Genomic DNA, 18304 nt, shown 5'->3' with positions numbered 1-18304 from the left:
TCCGCTCGGACCGTCGGGCGTTCACCGGACGATCACCGCGCACCGCGACACCCCGCCACATCACGGTCCGTCACCCCGGTTCGGTGCTCCCAACACTGTTGCATCCGTCACGGGCGGCCTCTACGGTTGCCAGTCGAAGCGCTTCGATGAAGTGGGGGCCTCGGCTCCCCCTGAAGACGAAGGGGACGACCCGTGTCGAGACTCCGCCGGCCGGTGCTGATGGCGCTGGTCGCGTCGCTGGTGCTTGCACCCTTGCCCGCGCACGCCGAAGAACTGCCCTTCCGCGACCCCGACCTGCCCCGCGCCGCCCGGATCGACGACCTGCTCGGCAGGTTGACGGTCGACGAGAAGGTGTCGCTGCTGCACCAGTACCAGCCGGCCATCCCGAGGCTCGGGATCGGCGCGTTCAAGACCGGCACGGAAGCCCTGCACGGCGTCGCCTGGCTCGGCGAGTCGACCGTCTTCCCGCAGGCGCTCGGCCTGGCGACCACGTGGAACCCCGACCTGGTCGAGCAGGTCGGCGCGGTGACCGGCCGGGAGGCCCGCGGCTTCCACGCCCGGAACCCGGCGCACCACGGCCTGAACCTGTGGGCGCCGGTGGTGAACCTGCTGCGCGACCCGAGGTGGGGGCGCAACGAGGAGGGCTACTCGGAGGACCCGCACCTGACCGGCGCGATCTCGACCGCCTACGGCCACGGCATCCAGGGCGACCACCCGGACTACCTCCAGGCCGCGCCGACGCTGAAGCACTACCTGGCGTACAACGTCGAGGACGACCGCACGACGGTCGACGCGATCGTGCCGCCGCGGATCATGAAGGACTACGACGAGGCCGCGTTCAAGCCGGCCGTCTCGGCGAACGCCGCGACCGGCGTGATGGCCTCGTACAACCTGGTCAACGGCCGTCCCACGCACGTCATGCACGACCTGGACGACGTGGTGCGCTCGTGGACCGACGAGGACCTGCTGATCGTCGGTGACGCGGCGGGCGCCTCGAACGTCACCGGCTCGCAGCGCTACTACGCGACCAAGGCGGAGGGCAACGCGGCGGCGGTCCGGGCGGGGCTGGACAGCTTCACCGAGGACAACCAGAACCCGGCGCCCACCACCGCGGCGATCAAGACCGCGCTCGACCAGGGCCTGCTGACCACGGCCGACGTCGAGGACGCCGTCCGGCACGTGCTGTCGGTCCGCTTCCGGCTCGGCGAGTTCGACCCGGCGGGCCGCAACCCGTACGCGGCCATCACCCCGGACGTCATCGACGCGCCCGAGCACCGTGAGCTGGCCCGCAAGGCCGCCGCCGAGCAGATGGTGCTGCTGCGCAACGACAACAAGGCGCTGCCGCTGTCCACTGCGGACACCAAGGAGGTGGCGGTCGTCGGTCAGCTGGCGGACACGCTGTACGAGGACTGGTACTCGGGCACCATGCCCTACCGCATGACGCCGGTGAAGGGCCTGGCGGAACGCGCGGCGGTGACGTCGAGCGAGGGCGTGGACCGGATCAGGTTGAAGGACCTGGCCACCGGCAACTACGTCACCGCGTCCACCGCGCCGGCCGGTGCGGCGCTCACCGCCACCGAGACGACGCCGACCGACGCGAGCGGGCTGGACGTCTTCGACTGGGGCGAGGGCACCGTCACGCTCCGGGCCGCGGCCAACGGCAAGACGCTGTCCCTCGGTGACGGGCGCACCCTGGTCAACAACGCGGCGCAGCCCAACGGCTGGTTCGTCCAGCAGCAGTTCGAGCTCCTGGCGCAGCCCGACGGCTCGTACGTGCTGGAGTACGCGGGCAACGAGGTCACGCAGTCGTGGTTCGGCCGGAACAGGTACGTGGTCGTCGGCGCGGACGGCAAGCTCACCGTCGGCGCCGAGACGCCCGAGTCCGCGGCGAAGTTCGGCCGTGAGGTCGTGCACAGCGGTGTGGAAAGCGCCGTGGCGGCGGCGAAGGACGCCGACGCGGCCGTCGTGGTGGTCGGCAGCATGCCGTTCATCAACGGCCGTGAGGACGACGACCGCAAGACCACCGTCCTGCCCGCCGGCCAGCGCGCGGTCATCGACGCGGTGCGCAAGGCGAACCCGCGGACGATCGTGGTGCTGGAGAGCAGCTACCCGTACTCGGGGGACTGGGACACCGCGGACCTCCCGGCGATCCTGTGGACCACGCACGCGGGTCAGGAGACCGGGCGCGCGCTGGCGGACGTGCTGTTCGGCGACACCAACCCGAGCGGCAGGCTGACCCAGACGTGGTACCGGTCCGACGCGGACCTGCCGGACATCCTCCGGTACGACATCTCCAAGTCCGGGCACACCTACCAGTACTTCCAGGGCAAGCCGCTGTACCCGTTCGGGTACGGGCTGAGCTACACGTCGTTCCGCTACGACAGGTTGCAGGTCGACCGGACCACCGTGGACGCCGACGGTCAGGTCAAGGCACGCGTGACCGTGACGAACACCGGTGACCGGGCGGGCGCCGAGGTGGTCCAGCTGTTCTCGCACCAGAAGAAGTCGCGGGTGCGGCAGCCCGTCAAGCAGCTGCGCGCGTTCGAGCGGGTGGAGCTGGCACCCGGTGAGAGCAAGGCGGTCGAGTTCACCGTGGCCGCCGCCGACCTGTCCTTCTGGGACGTGACGCGGGAGAAGCGGGTGGTGGAGACCGCGCCGCACGACCTGATCGTCGGCTCGCTGACCCGCGCGATCAGCGTGCGGGGCGAGCGGATCCCGCCGCGTGACCTGCGCCGGACCACCCAGGCGCAGAACTTCGACGACTACTCCGGCGTCACCCTGGTGGACACCACCAAGGAGCGCGGCACCGCCGTCGCCGCGACGGCCGCCGGCCAGTGGATCGCCTTCGCGGACGTCAACCTCGGCCGGTCCGCCCGGTCGCTGACGGTCCGCGTGGCGAACCCGGACGCGCCAACGACCGTCGAGGTCCGCCTCGGCGGCCCGACCGGCCGGCTGGTGGGCACGGTGGCCGTGCCGACCACCGCCGACAAGTACTCCTGGACCTCCGTCTCGGCGCCGTTGCGCGACGCGGCCGGTCGGCAGGACGTTCACCTGGTCTTCACGGGGAAGGCCCGGATCGACAACCTCACCGTGGAGGGATCCTGATGTCCAAGCGACTCCTGGTGGCCGCCGTCGCGGCCCTGCTGGCCGTGGCCGGGTGCGGCGGCGGATCGGACGCCGCGTCCGACGGCAAGACGCTCAAGCTGTGGCACTACGAAGGCCCGGACAGCGCCATGGGCGTGGCGTGGGCGGAGGCGATCAAGCAGTTCGAGGCCTCCCACCCCGGTGTGAAGGTGGAGTTCGAGGAGAAGGGCTTCGAGCAGATCCAGAAGACGGCGCCGATGGTGCTCAACTCCAACGACGCGCCGGACATCCTGGAGTACAACAAGGGCAACGCGACCGCCGGCCTGCTGTCCAAGCAGGGCCTGCTGACGGACATCAGCGACGAGGTGGCGAAGCGCGGCTGGGACAAGAAGCTCGGTCCGGGCATCGACACCACGGCCAAGTACGACGAGCGCGGCGTCATGGGTTCGGGGAAGTGGTACGGCATCCCCAACTACGCCGAGTACGTGATGGTCTACTACAACAAGACGATGTTCGAGCAGCAGGGCCTGGCCGAGCCCAGGACGCTCGACGAGCTGACGGCCGCGATGAAGAAGTTCGTCGCCGCCGGGGTCACCCCGTTGGCGTTGGGCGGTGCGGAGTACCCGGCGCAGCAGGTGCTGTACCAGCTGGCGCTCACGAAGGCCGACCGCGACTGGGTGGACAAGTACCAGCGGTACACGGGTGACGTGGACTTCCACGACAAGGCGTGGGTGTACGGCGCGGAGACGTTCGCCGAGTGGCTGCGCGAGGGCTACATCTCGAAGGACTCGGCCGGGGTCAAGGCCGAGGACATGGGCGTCGCGTTCATGCAGGGCAAGCACCCGATCATGATCAGCGGCAGCTGGTGGTACGGCCGGGTGCAGTCCCAGGTCAAGGACTTCCAGTGGGGTTCCGTGCCGTGGCCCGGCATGACGGCCGGGTCGAGCGGCAACCTGTGGGTGGTGCCGAAGGGGTCGAAGAACAAGCAGCTCGCCTACGACTTCATCGAGATCACCATGTCGCAGCCGATCCAGGACAAGCTGCGCGACGCGGGCGGGGTGGCCGTCGCCTCCGGTGACGCGCCCGCCCCCGATCCGGCGACCCAGCGCCTGAACGAGGACTTCAAGCAGCTGAGCGACGACGACCGGCTGGCGTTCTACCCGGACTGGCCCGCGCCCGGCTTCTACGACGTGCAGGTGTCGGCCGTGCAGAAGCTGATCACCGGGCAGGCCGGTCCGCACGAGGTGCTGACCGAGTTGTCCGACTACTACAGGGAAAACCTGGCGGGCGTCGGCAAATGAGCGTGGTCCCGACCTCGATCCGCGACCGCGGGTCGTACCTGTGGTTCCTGGTCCCCGGCGGACTGCTGCTGCTCGCGGTGATCCTGGTGCCGTTCGGGATGAACATCGGCATCAGCTTCACCGAGTGGTCCGGCGCGGGTGAGCCGGAGTGGGTCGGGCCGGACAACTACGTCCGGCTGATGTCGGACTCGACGTTCTGGGCGTCGTTCCGGCACAACGTCGGCTTGGTGGTGGCGATGGCGGTCCTGCCGACCCTGGCGGGGCTTGTCATCGCCGCAACCCTGTTCGACTTCGTGGGCAAGCACTTCGGGTCGCGGCACGCCGCCGTGCTGCGGGCGTGCGTCTACCTGCCGCAGGTGCTGCCCATCGCGGTGGCCGGGATCGTGTGGAGCTGGATCCTGGCGCCGCAGGACGGCGCGCTGAACGAGGTGCTGCGCGCCGTCGGGCTCGACTCGCTGGCGCAGAACTGGCTGGGCGACCCGGACCTGGCCCTGTGGTCGGTGATGGGGGTGATGCTGTGGATCCAGGTCGGCTACCCGGTGGTCATCTTCATGGCCGGGATGCAGCGGGTCGACCCGGCGCTGCACGAGGCCGCGGAGCTGGACGGCGCGTCGTGGTGGGGCCGGTTCTGGCACGTCACCGTGCCGCAGATCCGGCCGGAGGTCTTCGTGGTGCTGCTGACGTGCACGATCGCCGCGTTGAAGGTGTTCGCGCCGATCTACGTGCTGACCCGGGGCGGTCCGGGCGGGTCGACGAACGTCCCGTCGTACTACTCGTTCCAGAACTTCTTCGAGAAGACCCAGGTCGGTTACGGCGCGGCGATCGCCACCGTGCTCACCGTGCTGATCCTGGTCCTGACGACCGTGTTCCTGCGCATGCAGAATCGGGGTGACCACCGGTGAAGCGGCACGCGGTGCTGTGGTCGATGATCGTGCTGGCCGTGGTGATGCTGGTGCCGTTCTTCCTCGTCGCGCTCAACGCGGTGAAGACGCCGGAGGAGTACTCCACCGGCGGTCCGCTCGACCTGCCCGGCGGGGTGTCCCTGGACGGCGTCATCGCCTTCTGGGAACGCGTCGACTTCGGCGAGAAGCTGCTCAACAGCGTGGTGATCAGCGGCTCGGTGGCGGTCCTCGCGGTGGTGGTGTCGGTGTTCAACGCCTACGCGCTGGGCATCGGCCGGGTGAAGGGCCGGCTGTGGATCCTGGTCGTGTTCCTCATCGCGAACACGCTGCCGCAGGAGGCGCTGGTCTACCCGCTGTACTTCCTGGCCAACCAGGTCGGCCTGTACGACACGAAACTGGCCGTGATCATCATCTTCACGGTCATCCAGGCCGCGTTCGGCACCTACCTGCTCACCTCGACGCTCGGCGGCTTCCCGCGCGAGCTGCTGGAGGCCGCGCGGATCGACGGCGCGAACAAGTGGCAGACGCTGGTGCGGATCGTGGTGCCGATCAGCAAACCCACGCTGGGCGTGCTGTTCGTGTTCTTCTTCATCTGGACGTGGAACGAGTTCTTCCTGCCGCTGGTGCTGCTGATCTCCAACGAGAACCAGACGGTGCCGGTGGCGCTGGGCGTGTTGCAGGGCCAACGGATGATGGACGCCACCATGACCAGCGCGTCGGCGCTGCTGGGGATCATCCCGGCCATCGTCTTCTTCCTCATCTTCCAGCGGGCGTTGACCCGCGGCATCACGGCAGGAGCGGTCAAGTGAAGTTCAGCGACGGGTACTGGCTGCTGCGACCCGGGGTGGAGGCCGCTCACCCGGTCGAGGTGCACGACGTCGCCACGGGGAACGGGGAGGTCGTCGTGCACGCGTCGACCCGCCCCATCCGGCACCGCGGCGACACCCTCAAGGGACCGGTGGTCGCCTTGGGCCTCACCTCCCCGATGGCCGACGTGATCGGCGTGAAGATCACGCACTTCAGCGGTGAGGTCGCCAAGGAGCCGGCGTTCACCCTGCACACCGACAGCGCGCACGAGGCCAAGGTGGTGGAGGACGACGCCGGTGCGGTGATGACCGCGGGCGCGTTGTCGGTCCGCGTGCACCGGGGTGACGAGTGGAAGGTCGACTTCACCGCAGACGGTCGTTCGTTGACCAGCAGCGGCGCCAAGGGCATCGGCCTGATGACGGTCGACGGCGCGCACCACGTCCGCGAACAGCTCGTCCTCGGCGTCGGCCACGCGGTCTACGGGCTGGGCGAGCGGTTCGGTCCGCTGGTCAAGAACGGCCAGACGGTGGACATCTGGAACGCCGACGGCGGCACGAGCAGCGAGCAGGCGTACAAGAACGTCCCGTTCTTCCTGACCAACGCCGGGTACGGCGTCTTCGTCAACCACCCCGGGCACGTCTCGTTCGAGGTGGGTTCGGAAGCGGTGTCGAAGGTCCAGTTCAGCGTCGAGGGCCAGTCGCTGGAGTACTTCCTGATCTACGGCCCCACGCCGAGGGACATCCTGCGCAAGTACACGGCGCTGACCGGACGTCCCGCGCTGCCGCCCGCGTGGTCGTTCGGCCTGTGGCTGTCCACCTCGTTCACCACCTCGTACGACGAGGAGACGGTGTCGGGGTTCATCGACGGGATGCTGGAGCGCGACCTGCCGCTGAGCGTGTTCCACTTCGACTGCTTCTGGATGCGCGAGTTCCACTGGTGCGACTTCGAGTGGGACCCGCGCACGTTCCCGGACCCGGCCGCCATGCTCGACCGGCTGCGCGCCCGCGGCCTGCGCATCTCGTTGTGGATCAACCCGTACATCGCGCAGCGGTCGCCGCTGTTCGAGGAGGGCAGGGCGAACGGCTACCTGCTGCGCCGCCCGAACGGCGACGTGTGGCAGTGGGACCAGTGGCAGCCGGGCATGGCGCTGGTGGACTTCACCAACCCCGCCGCCCGCGCCTGGTACTCGTCCAAGTTGGACGCGCTGCTGGAGCAGGGCGTCGACTGCTTCAAGACGGACTTCGGCGAGCGCGTCCCGACCGACGTGGTCTACCACGACGGCTCCGACCCCGAGCGGATGCACAACTACTACACGCACCTCTACAACCGGACGGTGTTCGACCTGCTGCGCGAGCGGCGCGGTGAGGGTGACGCGGTGGTGTTCGCCCGGTCGGCCACCGCCGGGTCGCAGCAGTTCCCGGTGCACTGGGGCGGCGACTGCGAGGCTAGCTACGAGTCCATGGCGGAGAGCCTGCGGGGCGGGCTGTCCCTCGGCCTGTCCGGGTTCGGGTACTGGAGCCACGACATCGGCGGGTTCGAGGGCACGCCGTCGGCCGCGTTGTTCAAGCGGTGGATCGCGTTCGGCCTGCTGTCCTCGCACAGCCGCCTGCACGGCAGCTCGTCGTACCGGGTGCCGTGGTTGTTCGACGAGGAGTCGGTCGACGTCCTGCGCCGGTTCGTCAAGCTGAAGCTCAGCCTGATGCCGTACCTGGACCGGGCGTCCCGGCAGGCGGCGGCGGAGGGCGTGCCGATGATGCGGGCGATGGTGGTGGAGTTCCCGGACGACCCCGGCTGCGCCCAGCTCGAACGCCAGTACATGCTCGGCGACGACCTGCTGGTCGCCCCGGTGTTCTCGGACGGCGGCGACGTCTCGTACTACGTCCCGGAAGGCACGTGGACGCACCTGCTCACCGGCGGGACCGTCGAAGGCCCGCGGTGGGTGAACGACCGGTGCGACTTCCTCACCGCACCCGTCCTCGTGCGCCCGAACACCGTCCTGCCCGTGGGAGCGGTGGACGACCGGCCCGACTACGACTACGCCGAGGGCGTCACGCTGCACGTGTACGAACTGGCGGACGGCGAGCACGTGACGGTGGTCGGCGGCACGACGTTCCGCATCCACCGCGACGGTGACGTGATCCGGGTCGAGGCCGACGCCGCGCCGTCGCAGTGGCGGCTGCTCATCGTCGGCTCCCGGGAGGTGGACGCGGTGGACGGTGGTTCGGCGAGCCCGCACGACAACGGGGTGCTCGTCACCGCCGACGGCGCAGCCCTGGCCCTGCGGGGGATCCGGTGAGGCTGTTAGCCGTCGTGCTCGTGCTGCTCGGCTCCCTGACCGCGACCACACCGGTGGTCGCGGCGCCGGTCGCGGTGGACTCCGGGCAGCACGAGGTGTCCTACGACAAGTACTCGCTGACCGTGGACGGCAAGCGGGTCATGTTGTGGTCGGGGGAGTTCCACTACTTCCGGCTGCCCAGCCCGGAGCTGTGGCGCGACGTCCTGGAGAAGGTCCGGGCCGCCGGGTTCAGCGGCGTGTCGCTGTACTTCCACTGGGGCTACCACTCGCCCTCGCCCGGCGTGTACGACTTCACCGGCGTGCGTGACGTCGACCGGTTGCTGCGGCTGGCCGACGAACTCGGCCTGTACGTGGTGGCCAGGCCCGGTCCGTACATCAACGCCGAGACCAGCGGCGGCGGTTTCCCGGCGTGGCTCAAGACGGTGGTCGGCCGGGCGAGGTCCAGCGACCCCGGCTACACCGCGGCGTACACGGACTGGCTCGGCCACATCAACCCGATCATTGCCCGGCACCAGGTCGGCCGGGGCGGCTCGGTGATCGCCTACAACGTCGAGAACGAGTACGCGGTCAACGTCGACCCGGCCTACATGGAGAACCTCCAGCGGCTCGCCCGTGACGCGGGCATCGACGTGCCGATCGTGCACAACAACTGCTGCGGCGGTGACCTGGCCAACTGGTCCTCCGGCCGGGGCGCGGTGCAGATCCCGGGCGTGGACGACTACCCGCAGTCGTTCGACTGCCGGAACCCCGACACGTGGGGTCCGTGGGGCCACGGCGTCACCCGTCGGCTGCGCGACGACGCGCCCGTCTACGCCGCCGAGTACCAGGCGGGCGCGATCGACCTGGACAACGCCGGGTACGACAAGTGCCGTGAGCTGACCGGCCCGAGCTACATGAAGGCGTTCTACAAGAACAACGCCATCGCCAGTGGCGCCACCATGTACGGCTACTACATGACGTACGGCGGCACGTCGTGGGGCTGGCTCCCGCAGCCGAACGACGTCTACACCTCCTACGACTACGGCTCGGCGATCACCGAGTCGCGGCAGCTCACCGCGAAGTACGACGAGTTCAAGCGGCAGGGCTACTTCATGACCACGGTGGCGCCGCTGACCAAGACCGACGCGGCGACCGCGCCGGTGCCCGCGGACGCGGCCGTGTTCACGCTGGCGCGGGCGAACCCGGACAGCCGCACGCAGTTCGTGCTCGTGCGGCAGGCCGACCGCGCCGGCACGGCGGACCTGGCGACCACGCTGGAGTGGTCCACCCCGGACGGCGAGTACCAGGTGCCCGTGCGGGTGAACGGCCGGGACGCGAAGATCCTCGTGGCCGGCTACGACCTGGGCGGCCAGCGCCTGGTGTGGTCGAACTCGGAGATCCTCACCCACGTCACCGTGTCCGGCCGCGACGTGGCGGTGCTCTACGGGCGTGACGGGGAACAGGGCTCGACCGTGCTGCGGTACGACTCGGCCCCGACCGTCAAGGTGCTCGACGGTGAGGTGCGCAGCTCCTACCAGGACGGCGACCTGCGACTGGACTACGTGCACGCAGGCCTGTCCCGGGTGGAGGTCTCCGGTGGCGGACGTCCGCCGGTGCTCCTCCTGCTCGGCACCGACGAGACGGCCGCCGGGTTCTGGCGGCAGGACACGTCGGCCGGTCCGGTCCTGGTCCGCGGCACGTCGCTGGTCCGGTCCGCGGAGGTCAAGGGCAACCGGGTGACGCTGCGCGCGGACACGGACCGGGCGACGGAGGTCGAGGTGTTCGCCCCGGCCCGTCACCTGACCGTGGGCGGCCGGTCGGTGCCCGTGCGCCGCACGTCCAGCGGCTCGCTGCTGGGCGCGCTGCCCGGCCCCGAGGAGGTGCGCCTGCCCGAACTCGTGAACTGGCGGCACCGCGCCGAGTCGCCCGGTGCCGGCGAGTCCGGGTGGACGACGGCGGACAAGACCACCACGGCCAGTCCGATCAAGCCGAAGTCGCTGCCGGTGCTCTACACCGACGAGTACGGCCACCACAACGGCAACGTCTGGTACCGCGGCGGGTTCACCGCGAACGGTGCGGAGAAGACGGTGTCGGTCAACGCGATCACCGGGCGGCGCGGCATCTACCTGGTGTGGCTCAACGGGCGTTACCTCGGCTCGGCCGCGGGCGGTGTCCAGGCGGACTCGGAGCCGGTGAACCCCGATCCCGGTCGGGGCGACTTCGCGGTGCCGGCAGGACTGCTGGTCGACGGGCAGCAGGCGACGGTGACCGTGCTGGTCGAGAACATGGGCCACAACGACGACTGGACCGCCGACGACATCCGCCACAAGCAGCCGCGCGGCCTGTTCGGGGTGGCGGTGGAGGGTGCCACCTCGCCGATCTCGTGGCAGATCCGGGGTTCGCGCCCGACCGACGGCGAACGCGGCCCGATGAACACCGGCGGCCTCCAGGGCGAACGGGAAGGGTGGCACCTGCCCGTCCTCGGTGCCGAGGGCTCGGACCGCTGGCAGCGCCCGCCGGGCGTCATGTCGCCGGGTGTGTCCTGGTACCGAACGAACTTCCGGCTGGACCTGCCGCGCGGGCACGACGTCTCGCTCGGCCTGCGGTTCGACGACACCACCGCCCGCGGCTACCGGGTGCTGATCTTCGTCAACGGCTGGAACATGGGCCAGTACCTGAACGGCGTCGGACCGCAGCGGGAGTTCGTGCTCCCCGCCGGCGTGCTGCGCGACCACAACACGCTCACCTTCGCCGTGATCGCGACCGAGGCGGCGCAGGATGGTCCGGGACCGGTGCGCCTGGTGACCCTAGGCAACCACCGGACCGGTGCTGCTCCGGACCTTTAGCCGGGGCGGGAGCAACCGGACCTCGGGCTCGGCCAGGCCGTCGAGCCGGCGCATCGCCAGCTCGACGGCCAGCCCGCCCAGCTCGGCGGCCGGGATGTCCACGGAGGACAGCGGCACGGACTGCGCCACGGCGAGGTCCGGCGGGCAGACCGCCAGCACGGAGATGTCGTCCGGCACGTGCCTGCCCCGCCGGGCCAGTTCGGACAGCAGCGGGCCGAGGATGGCCTCGTTGTGCACCACCAGACCGGTGAGCGCACGAGGTCGGGCGAGCAGGTCGTCGAGGACCTCGCGGACGCCGTCGTAGCTGGGCGCGCAGGCCAGCGTGACGGTGTCGACACCGCGCTGCGCGGCCGTTTCCTCGAACCCGCGCAGGAACCGGCCCGCGTAGCTCGTGCCGCGCTCGTAGACGGCGGGTGACGGGCCGATGAGGGCGATGTCCCGGTGGCCGAGGTCGGCCAGGTGCGCGACGCACTCCGCACCGGCGGCGGTGAAGTCCAGGTCGACGCAGGCCAACCCCTGCGGGTCGGCCGGCACGCCGATCAGCACCGCGGGCCGGGCCAGGGCGCGCAGCACCGGCACCCGCGGTTCGGCCGCTTCGACGTCCATCACGATGATCGCGTCGGCGAGGGAGGAGGCCACCACCCGGTGCAGGCCCTCCGCGCCTTCGTCCGCCGTCAGCAGGAGCACGTCGTGGTCGTAGGTGCGGGCCTCGGTGACGGTGGCGGTGACGAACTGCATGACCACCGGGACGTTCAGGTCGGTGCGCAGCGGCACGACGAGGGCGAGCACGTTGGAGCGGTTGCTCGCCAGGGCCCGCGCGCCCGCGTTGGGGTGGTAGCCGAGCTTGCGGATGCTGTGGTGCACCCGCCGCCTGGTCGCCTCCGAGATGGAGCGCTTCCCGGACAGCACGTACGAGACGGTGCTGGGCGAGACTCCCGCCGCCCGCGCGACGTCGGCGATGGTGACCATCGGACGATCCTAATACGCCCGGCCCGGCGTCCCGGTCGCGACGTCCATAGTGGACCAGACCACTCGTGGTCAGGGGGAGCGCCGGGTCGACCACTCGGTCGGCCGGTACTGGAAGCTCGGATGATAACGCTAACATCGAAGGCCGCCGCTGGGGCCAGAAGGGAAGAACTCGATGAAGCGTTCTGTCCGGCTGAAGTGGAAAGCGCTTACCGTCAGCCTGCTGGCGGCCGTCGCCGTCCTCGTGCCGACGGGCACCGCCAACGCCGCAGGCACCTGCGAGGCGTTCGGCGAGGTCTCCACCACGAGCAAGTACTGGATCAACAACAACCTGTGGGGCCGGGACTCGGGCAGCGGGTGGCAGTGCGTCTGGGACGGTTACGCGTCCGGTTCGACCCTCGGCTGGGGCACGAACTGGGACTGGACTGGCCAGTCGAACTCGGTGAAGTCCTACAGCAGCGCGGTGCTGGGCTGGCACTGGGGCTGGAAGAAGCAGGGCACCGGGCTGCCGGTGCGGATCTCGGACCGCCGCACCATCGACACGAGCTGGCAGTACCGCGTCACCCAGTCGACCCCGAACACCATGAACGTGGCCTACGACCTGTGGCTGCACACGATCGCCAACCCCACGTGGGAGCACCAGCCGAGCGACGAGGTGATGATCTGGACCTACCGCGCGGGCGGCGCCGGTCCGGTCGGCACCCGGCAGGCGACGGTGACCGTCGCGGGCACGAACTGGGACCTGTACCGCGGCAACATCGGCTGGAACGTGTACTCGTTCGTGCGCACGTCGAACACGCAGTCGGTGACGTTCAACGTCCGCGACTTCCTCGACAACCTGGTCAACCGCGGGTGGGTGTCGTCGTCGAAGTACCTCACCAGCGTGCAGGCCGGCACCGAGGTGTTCACCGGCTCCGGGCGGCTCGACACGGACGCCTACCGGGTCGACGTCCGCTGACCCGGGTCGCCTGACCCGGGTCGCAGAACCCGGGTCGCCCGGTCCCAGGTCGGCCTGCGCATGGCGGTTCTCCGGCTCGCACCGCACTCCTCCTCCCGGTGCGAGCCGGAGGACCTGCGAATCCGGGTGCCCGGCTCCGCGTCACGGCCCCGCTTCGGTGGCCGGGGGGAGGGGCGCGTTGCGCTGTTCGCCGGTGTCCCGGCGTGCGAGCGGTTGTCTGGTCCGGCCGGTGTCCGGGCCGTTGCGGTGGAGGCGCACCGCCCACGGAGGTTTGCTCCGCTTTGTCGTCGGCTCGGCCAGTGCCCGCCAGTGCCTGCCCGATCAGACGGAGCCACAGCGGTACGCGCGGAGCTGGTCCTGCGCTACACCATGCAGGCCGGCATCGAGTACCTGATGTTCGCGTCGACCTGGGGCGACGAGCTCCGGACCACCAAGTGCGACGAATCCCGGTCCGCTTCAGGCGGCCCGCCCGTCACGGAGTCGACCACCACCGTCGCCTCCTGTGCCGTCGCCACGTTGCCCTGCGACCAGGCCGCCTTTACCTGATGCTCAAGCTCCGGAGCCGTGCGTCGACACGTTGTTCGTCAGCCGGCGCAACGAGTCGCGCAGCCGGGACAGTTCCGCCTCCGGCATGCCCATGGCGTCGCCGATCGCGATCGGGATGTGGCGGGTCGACTCGCGCAACTCCCGCCCCTCGTCGGTCAGGCCGACCTCGACGGACCGCTCGTCGTCCGCCCGGCGGCGACGCGTGACCAGGCCCGCCGCTTCCAACCGCTTGAGCAACGGCGTCAGGGTGCCGTAGTCCAGCTGGAGGTGGTCGCCCAGGTCCTTCACCGTGATCGACCCGCGCTGCCAGAGCACCACCATCACCAGGTACTGCGGGTACGTGAGGTTCAGCGCCTGCAACAAGGGCCGGTAGGCGGACGTGACCGCGCGGGACGCGGCGTAGAGGGCGAAGCACACCATGTCGTCGATGGTCGACACCGCCTCGTCGGGGTCCATCCCCACCACAACCTCTCCTCGCCGCCCGCCTGTTCCTCGCTCCCCATGATGCCACGCGTGCCATTGGTCACACCCAAAGTAACTTGTGCACAAGTTACTCGTGCACTAGCTTTAGCGGCACCAACCCGCACGGCGAACGAGGAGAAGCACGATGAGCAGCAACAACACCCCCACCGTCGTCCTGGTGCACGGCGCCTTCGCGGACGGCTCCAGCTGGGCCGGCGTGATCGACCGGCTGCGGGCGCGCGGCGTCGAGGCGGTGGCTGTGGGCAACCCGCTGCGCGGCCTGGCGCACGACGGTGACTACGTGGCGAGCGTCGCGGGCCAGATCGACGGGCCGGTCGTCCTGGTCGGGCACTCCTACGGCGGCCCGGTGATCACGCACGCCGGCGCCAAGACGCCCAACGCGAAGGCGCTCGTCTACGTGGCCGCGTTCGGCATCGACCAGGGTGAGAGCGCGCTCGGCTCGGTCGAGAGCTTCCCGCCGGTGGACCTGGGCACGTCGCTGGTGCAGCGGACGTTCCCCGACGGCGAGGGCGCCGAGGTCGAGTTCACCATCCGCCGGGACGCGTTCGCGAGCGTGTTCGCCGCCGACCTGCCCGCCGACTTCACGGCGACCGCCGCCCTCAGCCAGCGCCCGATCGCGGCCCGCGCGCTCGGTGAGCCGCTGTCCGTCGAGCCGGCCTGGAAGTCCCTGCCGTCCTGGTTCGTGGTCGCGACCGCCGACAACGCCATCCACCCCGACTCGCAGCGCGCCGCCGCCAAGCGGCTCGGTGCCACCGCGGTCGAGGTCGACGCGTCGCACGCGGTCGCCGTGTCCCGGCCGGACGAGGTCGCGGACCTCATCCTCGCCGCGGTCGACTCGGTGGCCTGACGTCCCACCACGCCGCAGGCGGCCCTCCCCGATACGGGGGAAGCTTGGGGCTGGAGGTGGTGCGGGTGCTGCGGTTGCCGTTCGGCGTGCACGACGAGGTGCGCGTGGAGTTCGAGCGCCGCTGGTCGCGGGCACGGCCGTTCATGCTCGGGTTCCTCGCACCGCCGGCGGTGAGCCTGGTGGTCGCCCTGGTGGCCCCGTGGTCGGGAGCCGCGCCGCTCGGCTGGGCGGTCCTGGTGATCGGCGTCGCGGTGCCGGTGTGGTTCCTGGTCCGGCGGACCTACCTGCACCGGACCGGCTGGTGGGCCGGCGTCGTCGTGTACGGCGGGGTGGTGCAGGCGATCGGGGTCGGGTTGCTCACCGCGAGCCCGCTGCTCGTCGTGCCGACGGTCGTGGCGGCGGCGGTCGGCGCGCTGCTGGTGGTCAGGGCGAAGACCGTGCTGCTGGACGAGGTCGGCTGCGCGATCGCCGGGACGACGCTCGGCGTGCGGAGCGCGTCCCGGCAGGTCCGCAGTGCCACCGGCCACCTGGTGCCGGCGCACGCCGCCTTCGACGGCGAGTGGCTGCGCTGGCACGTGTCCACCGCTCCGTCCCACCCGGACACGTTCGGCGGTGAGCTGCCGCTGGCCGAGATCACCGACGTGTGGGTGGCCGAGGCAGGTGGCGAGCCGGGCGGACCGGTGGTCGTGGTCCACACGCACGAGCGGAACGTCGAACTGGTCGTCGGGCACCCGCACGACTTCGCCGCCGTCCTCGACCGCCGGGTGCGCCTGCTGGGGCAGGCGGGCTGGTCCTGAGGTCGGGGTGATCCACGTCGCGTGACGTCGGCCGTTGTTACTCGTTGGTCAGGGAACACGTCCGACGACGGAAGGGGCAGCGGCCATGGCGACCGAGCGGTTGCGGCTTGAGGACGGCACGGAGCTGAACGTGGCGCACAGTGGACCGTCCGACGCCGAGGTGACCGTGGTGCTCGCCCACGGCTACGCGTTGGACCACCGCAGCTGGCACCGGGTCGTGGCGGCGCTGCCCGGGTCCCTGCGGGTGATCGCCTACGACCACCGGGGGCACGGCGCGTCGTCGCCGGCGGACAAGGAGTCCGCGACGATCGAGCAGCTGGGCGACGACCTGGGCGAGCTCGTCGAACGGCTCGTGCCCGAGGGCCGGGTGGTCCTCGCCGGTCACGCGATGGGTGGGATGGCCGTGATGGCGATGGCCGAACGCCGTCCCCGGCTCTACCGGCAGCGGGTGGCGGGCGTGGTGTTCGTGTCGACCGCCACGACCGGGCTGGCGGAGAGCTCGCTGGCGTGGCCCAAGGCGTTGGGCAAGCTGGTCCGCGAGCTGGAACGCGCGTTCGGCCCGCTGGTGCGGGCGGTGCGGGAGAAGATCGAGCCGGCGAAGACGGCCGGGCTGCGCTGGTGGCTGTTCGGTGACGAGCCGCGCCAGGAGGACGTGGACCTGACCGCGGACATGGTGTGGTCGCACTGGCCGGAGACGGTCGCGCTGTTCCGGCCGGCGGTGGACCGGTACGACCGCGAGGCGGCGCTCACCGTCGCCGGCGAACGGCCGGTGATCGCGATGGTGGGCGACGAGGACCGGCTGGTGCCCGAGTCCGACGCCAAGTCGCTGGCGGCGGCGGTCGGCGGTGAGTCCGTCGTGGTCGAGGACGCGGGCCACATGCTGCCGCTGGAGGCGCCCTCCGAGGTGGCCGCCCGGATCGCGGAACTGGGCGCCTGACCCGGAACCCGTGCGCGGGAACCGAAGGCGGGGACGGGTGACCCCACCGGCCGGTAGGATCGCCGACGTGGATCTGGACGACACCGCCGCCCGGCTCGGGGTCCCCGTCGAGGACGTGGACCGCGTGCACCGACTCGCCGGCGACCGTCCGTCGGCTCCGCTGCCCGCCAAGGCCGACGCCCCCGCCATCCTCGACCGGCTCGCGGTGCCGCCGGACGACGTCGCGGAGATCATGGCGGGCTGGCCGGACCCCGACTCTCCACAGTGGACTCCGGAGCTGCGCTGGCTGCTCGACCGCTCGATCGCGCTGGTCCGCGCCGACCTCGGGGGTCACGGCTGGCTGCCGCCCGGTCCGGAGCTGCCGCGCGACCGGGGTCCTGCCTGGCGGCACCTCTACGTGTACGCGTACCTGGCCCTGGTCGACGTCGTCACGGCCTACCACCGCGACCACGGCATCGCCGAAGCCGTGTCGTGGGCGACCCTCGCCGACCTGGGCCGCAACCTCGCGGTCGACCGGCGGATGCGCGGCGAGGGCTGGCCGGTCATGCAGAGCTGGCTGACGCTGCACGCGCGCGGCGGCCTCTACGAGCTGGGCCGGTTGCAGCACCAGCGCGGCGGCACCTCCATCGCCCTGCACATCCCCGAGTCCGGGCCGATGACCCCGGAGGCGGTCGCGGCGTCGCTCGACGAGGGCCGCGCGTTCTTCCCGCGCCACTTCCCCGACGAGCGCTACACGGCGTTCTCCTGCGGCTCGTGGCTGCTCGACCCGCAGCTGCTGGAGTACCTGCCCGCGGACTCCAACATCGTCCGGTTCCAGCGGCTGTTCGAGCTGGAGCCCTACGAGGAGCCGGAAGGGCAGGACGCCGACGTCGAGGTGCTGCGGTTCGTGTTCCGCACCCTGACCACGCCGCTGGACCAGCTGCCGCGCCGCACCGCGCTCGAACGCGCGATCGTCGACCACCTGAAGGCGGGACGGCACTGGCAGATCCGCCGGGGCCTCATCCCGCTCTAGCTCGCCGCTCCACCGCGGGGCCTCCACCCTGCGGGCCACTTCGGCACCGCGGACCCGCTATGCCGGGGGCGTGGTGCGGTAGCTCTCGGTGTAGTACTCGCCCAGGCGCTCGCGGTAGGCGGTGGCGTCGAACGTGTCCGGGTCGTACTCCGGCGCGTGCTGCACCTGGTCCTTGGTGCGGTCGACGTGGACCTTCCTCGCCTCGTGCTCGACCCGTGCGACGGCGCCGACCGGCAGCACCACTTTGTGGTGGGACAGCCGCGTGCCCGTGTCGACCAGCAGGCAGTCCGCCGGCACCCGCGCGTTGGACTGGTCGACCTCGCCGATCGACCCGTCGAGCGCTTCGACCTCGTACCCGAGCAGGCCGATGTCGGGACGTTCCCGCCGGTCGGCGGCCTCGGTCGCCTCCGCGGCCTCCGGGGAATCGGTGTCACGCCGGTCGAGCAGTTCCGACACGTTGCGCCAGACCCACGGTGCGAACGGGATGGGGAACGGCTGCATCTCGGCCTCCTTCTTCGCGGTGGACGACCGAGGGGTACCCGT

Annotated in this window: 14 protein-coding genes; 11 read left to right on the top strand and 3 right to left on the bottom strand. The window is 70.8% G+C overall.

Annotated features, from left to right (window positions below; all coding sequences use genetic code 11):
* Positions 1 to 192: 192 nt before the first annotated feature.
* Genes OQ02_RS36140 through OQ02_RS36115 form a run of 6 tightly spaced genes read left to right on the top strand, consistent with a single transcriptional unit; the run spans position 193 to position 11215 of the window.
* On the top strand, positions 193 to 3105 hold the full coding sequence (locus OQ02_RS36140; protein ID WP_231500384.1) for a glycoside hydrolase family 3 protein: 2913 nt from the start codon (positions 193 to 195) through the stop codon (positions 3103 to 3105).
* Positions 3105 to 4385: an ABC transporter substrate-binding protein gene (locus OQ02_RS36135; RefSeq protein ID WP_051773229.1), complete on the top strand. Its 1281-nt coding sequence runs from the start codon at positions 3105 to 3107 to the stop codon at positions 4383 to 4385. Before OQ02_RS36140 ends, OQ02_RS36135 begins: the two co-directional genes overlap by 1 nt.
* Complete coding sequence (locus tag OQ02_RS36130) at positions 4382 to 5287, top strand: carbohydrate ABC transporter permease (RefSeq protein ID WP_051773228.1); 906 nt, start codon at positions 4382 to 4384, stop codon at positions 5285 to 5287. Before OQ02_RS36135 ends, OQ02_RS36130 begins: the two co-directional genes overlap by 4 nt.
* The gene (locus OQ02_RS36125; protein WP_033443178.1) at positions 5284 to 6096 is read left to right on the top strand and encodes a carbohydrate ABC transporter permease; all 813 of its coding nucleotides are present in this window, start codon (positions 5284 to 5286) and stop codon (positions 6094 to 6096) included. The genes OQ02_RS36130 and OQ02_RS36125 overlap by 4 nt, the downstream gene beginning before the upstream one ends.
* Positions 6093 to 8390, top strand: coding sequence for an alpha-xylosidase (yicI, locus tag OQ02_RS36120; RefSeq protein ID WP_051773227.1), 2298 nt, complete (start codon positions 6093 to 6095; stop codon positions 8388 to 8390). The genes OQ02_RS36125 and yicI overlap by 4 nt, the downstream gene beginning before the upstream one ends.
* A complete protein-coding gene (locus OQ02_RS36115) occupies positions 8387 to 11215 on the top strand; it encodes a beta-galactosidase (RefSeq protein ID WP_051773226.1) in 2829 nt (942 codons plus the stop codon). Before yicI ends, OQ02_RS36115 begins: the two co-directional genes overlap by 4 nt.
* Here the strand turns inward: OQ02_RS36115 and OQ02_RS36110 are convergent.
* Positions 11177 to 12184 (bottom strand): LacI family DNA-binding transcriptional regulator, encoded by a 1008-nt coding sequence (locus OQ02_RS36110; protein ID WP_033443177.1) that lies wholly within the window; start codon positions 12182 to 12184, stop codon positions 11177 to 11179. The two genes, OQ02_RS36115 and OQ02_RS36110, sit on opposite strands and share 39 nt — an antisense overlap.
* A gap of 172 nt (positions 12185 to 12356) precedes the next feature.
* Between OQ02_RS36110 and OQ02_RS36105 the strand changes: the two genes are divergently transcribed.
* The gene (locus tag OQ02_RS36105; protein ID WP_033443176.1) at positions 12357 to 13139 is read left to right on the top strand and encodes a GH12 family glycosyl hydrolase domain-containing protein; all 783 of its coding nucleotides are present in this window, start codon (positions 12357 to 12359) and stop codon (positions 13137 to 13139) included.
* Positions 13140 to 13688: 549 nt separating this feature from the next.
* On the opposite strand, the gene OQ02_RS36100 is transcribed toward OQ02_RS36105, so the two are convergent.
* On the bottom strand, positions 13689 to 14141 hold the full coding sequence (locus tag OQ02_RS36100) for a MarR family winged helix-turn-helix transcriptional regulator (RefSeq protein ID WP_033443175.1): 453 nt from the start codon (positions 14139 to 14141) through the stop codon (positions 13689 to 13691).
* A gap of 151 nt (positions 14142 to 14292) precedes the next feature.
* On the opposite strand from OQ02_RS36100, the gene OQ02_RS36095 reads away from it, so the two are divergent.
* From OQ02_RS36095 to OQ02_RS36080, 4 genes are all read left to right on the top strand, one after another.
* Entirely contained in the window at positions 14293 to 15015 is a 723-nt protein-coding gene (locus OQ02_RS36095; protein WP_033443174.1) for an alpha/beta fold hydrolase, read from the top strand.
* A 44-nt stretch (positions 15016 to 15059) separates the two neighbouring features.
* On the top strand, positions 15060 to 15812 hold the full coding sequence (locus tag OQ02_RS36090) for a hypothetical protein (RefSeq protein ID WP_033443173.1): 753 nt from the start codon (positions 15060 to 15062) through the stop codon (positions 15810 to 15812).
* 85 nt (positions 15813 to 15897) lie between these two features.
* The gene (locus tag OQ02_RS36085; protein ID WP_033443172.1) at positions 15898 to 16749 is read left to right on the top strand and encodes an alpha/beta fold hydrolase; all 852 of its coding nucleotides are present in this window, start codon (positions 15898 to 15900) and stop codon (positions 16747 to 16749) included.
* 67 nt (positions 16750 to 16816) lie between these two features.
* A complete protein-coding gene (locus OQ02_RS36080) occupies positions 16817 to 17761 on the top strand; it encodes an acyltransferase domain-containing protein (RefSeq protein ID WP_033443171.1) in 945 nt (314 codons plus the stop codon).
* A 57-nt stretch (positions 17762 to 17818) separates the two neighbouring features.
* Here OQ02_RS36080 and OQ02_RS36075 read toward each other — a convergent pair whose 3' ends face one another.
* Positions 17819 to 18262 (bottom strand): hypothetical protein, encoded by a 444-nt coding sequence (locus tag OQ02_RS36075; RefSeq protein ID WP_033443170.1) that lies wholly within the window; start codon positions 18260 to 18262, stop codon positions 17819 to 17821.
* Positions 18263 to 18304 lie beyond the last annotated feature (42 nt).

The organism is Saccharothrix sp. NRRL B-16314 (assembly GCF_000716595.1).
Lineage (GTDB): Bacteria > Actinomycetota > Actinomycetes > Mycobacteriales > Pseudonocardiaceae > Actinosynnema.
This window is presented reverse-complemented; position numbering and strand designations above follow the sequence as displayed.